Annotated in this window: 3 protein-coding genes and 1 pseudogene; all 4 read left to right on the top strand. The window is 67.9% G+C overall.

What is annotated here, in order from left to right:
- A pseudogene (locus BIS11_RS13195) lies at window positions 1–384 on the top strand (MFS transporter); the annotation flags it as partial.
- 113 nt (window positions 385–497) lie between these two features.
- A complete protein-coding gene (locus tag BIS11_RS13190) occupies window positions 498–2,276 on the top strand; it encodes an acyl-CoA dehydrogenase (RefSeq protein ID WP_253421378.1) in 1,779 nt (592 codons plus the stop codon).
- A 30-nt stretch (window positions 2,277–2,306) separates the two neighbouring features.
- Window positions 2,307–3,083 (top strand): enoyl-CoA hydratase-related protein, encoded by a 777-nt coding sequence (locus BIS11_RS13185; RefSeq protein WP_253421373.1) that lies wholly within the window; start codon window positions 2,307–2,309, stop codon window positions 3,081–3,083.
- A 45-nt stretch (window positions 3,084–3,128) separates the two neighbouring features.
- Window positions 3,129–3,541 (top strand): glutathione S-transferase (locus BIS11_RS13180; protein ID WP_253586234.1); only part of this gene is annotated, 413 nt, incomplete at its 3' end.

Raw genomic sequence — 3,541 nt, 5'->3', positions numbered from 1 at the left:
TTGATCAACTCCATCGGCGCGACGATCAGCCCGCTGCTGATCTCGCCGGTGATGACCGCGGTCGGCGATGCGGGCCTGTTCTGGTCCTTCGGGGCGCTGAGCCTGTTCTTCCTGCTGTTCTTCGGCTGGCGGCGCAGCGTGCGCCCGGCGCCGCTGCCGGTGGCGCCGTTCACGGCGACCATGCCCATGTCCGCCGCCGGCGCCGAACTCGTGGTCACCGAGGAGCTGGTACAGGGGGCGCTGGAGCACGAGCACCTGGAAGATCTCTCCAACGTGGTGCCGGAGGTCGAGGTGGCTGAGCCCGTGGTCGGCCCGCCCGCCGAGGACGAGACCCACATCACCTACTACGACGATGTCGAAGGCGTCGACATTCGCCGCCACTGAGGCTATCTGCCCTGATACCTTGGACGAATGGAATGCAAACGCGCGTTTGATTACCATGCCCCGATACCGATGACGCGTTGATCTCGTCACTCAGTTCAGACCAGGGGGATGCCATGAAGGATTATGCCGCGCCGGTACGCGATCTGCGTTTCGTTCTCGAAGAGGTGCTGGGTCACGCCTCGCTCTCGCTGCCCGCTTTCGAAGAGACCACGCCGGAGCTCATCGAGGCGGTGCTCGAGGAAGCCGCGAAGCTCGCCGGCGACGTCTGGGGCCCCCTGAACCGCATCGGCGATCAGCAGGGTACCAGGCGTCATACCGATGGCAGCGTCACCACGTCGCAGGGCTTCGCCGACGCCTACCGCGCCTACGTCGAAGGCGGCTGGAACGGCATCGGCGTGAGTGAAGCGCTGGGTGGTCAGAACCTGCCGGAAGTGGTGGCGAGCGCCGTCCAGGAGATGCTTCACGGCGCCAACATGGCGCTCGGGCTCTGCCCCATGCTCACCGCCGGCGCCATCGAGGCGCTGGCCCATCGCGGCAGCCCCGCGCTCAAGGCCACCTACCTGCCGGCGCTGGTCGAAGGGCGCTGGACCGGCACCATGAACCTCACCGAACCCCAGGCCGGCTCGGATCTCTCCCAGGTGCGTACCCGGGCCGTTCCCGAGGGCGATCACTACCGCATCACCGGCCAGAAGATCTACATCACCTGGGGCGAGCACGACGCCGCCGAGAACATCGTCCATCTGGTGCTGGCACGCACGCCCGAAGCCGCCGAGGGCAACAGGGGCATCTCGCTGTTTCTGGTCCCCAAGTTCCTGGTCGACGACAGCGGCGCGCTCGGCGAGCGCAACGACGTGGTCTGCGCCTCCCTCGAGCACAAGCTGGGCATTCACGGCTCGCCCACCTGCACGCTGAGTTTCGGCGAGCAGGGCGGGGCGGTCGGCTATCTGGTCGGCGAACAGGGGCGCGGGCTCAACCACATGTTCACCATGATGAACGAGGCGCGCCACAAGGTCGGTATCCAGGGCATTGGCGTTGCCGAGCGCGCCTGCCAGCACGCGGCGGCCTATGCCCGCGAACGCGTGCAGGGGCGCCTCTCCAAGGCTCGGGGCGGGGCGTCCGCCACCATCGCCGAACACCTCGACGTCAAACGCATGCTGCTCTCCATGCGTGCGCGCACCGACGCGCTGCGCTCGCTGGCGCTCTTCTGCGCCAGCCAGCTCGATATCGCCCGCCACGGCGAACCGCAAGAGCGCGATGCCGCCCAGGCGCTGGTCGACGTGCTGATTCCCGTGGTCAAGGGGTTCTCCACCGACCAGGCCGTCGAGATCGCCTCCCTGGGCATTCAGGTGCACGGCGGCATGGGCTACGTGGAGGAGACCGGGGCGGCCCAGCTTCTGCGCGACGCGCGCATCGCCCCGATCTACGAAGGCACCAACGGCATCCAGGCGCTGGATCTCGCCGGGCGCAAGCTGCAGCGCGACCAGGGCGCCGCCCTCACTCGCCTGATCGAGCATGCCGAGCAGACCGCCCGAGCGCTTCGCGACGAACCCGCCCTGGCGGCCCTTGGCGCCGCGCTCGACGCCGGCGCGGCGGATCTGCGCGCGGCCATGGCGCAGGTGCTGGCGCAGGGTGCGGACCCAGAGCGCGGCAGCGACGCCATCCAGGCCTACGCCACGCCGTTTCTGAGCCTGGCCGGCCACGTGCTGTGCGCCTGGCAGATGGGCGAGGCGGCGCTCAAGGCCCACCGCGCCGACGGGCAAGACCCTTTCTATCGCACCAAGCTCGCCAGCGCCCGCTACGCCCTGACCCAGTGGCTGCCCGTGGGGCGCGCCCAGCGCGCGGTGATCGAGGCGGGCACCCAGTGTCTTGACGACTTCTCCCTCCAGCCATAACGTCTCATTACAACGACAAAGGAGCCCCTCATGAGCGATGCAGTGATCAAGCGATCCGACGATGCCGGCGTGGTGACGCTGACCCTCCAGCGGCCCAAGGCGCTCAACGCCTTGAACAGCGACGTGCTCACGGCGCTGGAGAGTCATCTGGCCGACCTCGAAAAGCAGGCGGATCTTCGCGCGGTGCTCGTCACCGGCGCCGGCGAGAAAGCCTTCGTGGCCGGAGCGGACATCACCGAGATGCGTGACAAGACGCCGGAGCAGGCGCGCGCTTTCGCCGCCCAGGCACTGCGTACCATCAAGCGCCTGGAGCAGCTTCCGGTGCCGGTAGTGGCGCTGGTCAACGGCTTCTGCCTGGGCGGCGGCTGCGAGCTGGCGCTGGCCTGCGACTGGGCGGTGGCCAGCGACAACGCGGTATTCGGCCAGCCGGAAGTGCTGCTCGGCGTGATTCCCGGGTTCGGCGGCACCCAGCGCCTGCCGCGCCGGGTCGGCCCGGCCATGGCGCTCGATCTCGTCACCACCGGGCGCAAGATCGATGCCCAGGAGGCGCTGCGCATCGGGCTGGTCAATCAGGTGATGCCCCAGGAAGAGCTTGCCGCCTACGCCGAGACGCTCAAGAAGCAGCTTCAAGGCAACGGCCGCCAGGCGGTCCGCGCCGCCAAGCAGGCGGTCCACGACGGCATGAATCAGGATCTCGACAGTGCCCTGGCGCTCGAGACCAGCCTGTTCGCCTTCTGCTTTGCCGGCGACGAGCAGAAAGAGGGCATGAGCGCGTTCGTGGAGAAGCGCAAGCCCGACTTTCGGTAGGCGGTGCTCCTCGGACACATTTTCTTTAAGGTCAGGGAAACCTCGATGTTCGATCTCTATATCGCCAACAAGAACTACTCCTCCTGGTCGCTGCGGCCTTGGGTGCTGATGACGGCGCTGGAGATTCCCTTCAACGAGCGCCTCATGCCCTTCGAGGGCGGCAGCGGCGCAAGTCACGATACCTTCCTGCGCTTCTCGCCTTCGGGCTTGGTGCCCTGCCTGGTCGAGGTCAACGGCGACGTGGAGGAAGCCGTATGGGATTCGCTGGCGATCATCGAATACCTGGCCGAGAGCCACGCCGGCGTATGGCCGAAGGCGCGCTCGACGAGGGCCTGGGCGCGTTCGGCCTGCGCCGAGATGCACAGCGGCTTCACCGCGCTGCGCCAGGCGTGCCCGATGAACTGCGGCGTGCGGGTTCGCCTCGCCTCGCTCCCGGAGGCGCTCAAGTGTGATCTTTC

Source organism: Halomonas sp. 707D4 (assembly GCF_024158685.1).
Taxonomy (GTDB): Bacteria; Pseudomonadota; Gammaproteobacteria; order Pseudomonadales; family Halomonadaceae; genus Vreelandella.
The sequence above is the reverse complement of the archived record's forward strand: the minus strand, read 5'-3'. Positions and strand labels throughout refer to the sequence as shown.

What these genes read in the sequence shown, in the direction of transcription:
- BIS11_RS13190 (WP_253421378.1), top strand. Translation starts at nt 498, where the DNA reads ATGAAGGATTATGCCGCGCCGGTACGCGATCTGCGTTTCGTTCTCGAA.
- BIS11_RS13185 (WP_253421373.1), top strand. Translation starts at nt 2,307, where the DNA reads ATGAGCGATGCAGTGATCAAGCGATCCGACGATGCCGGCGTGGTGACG.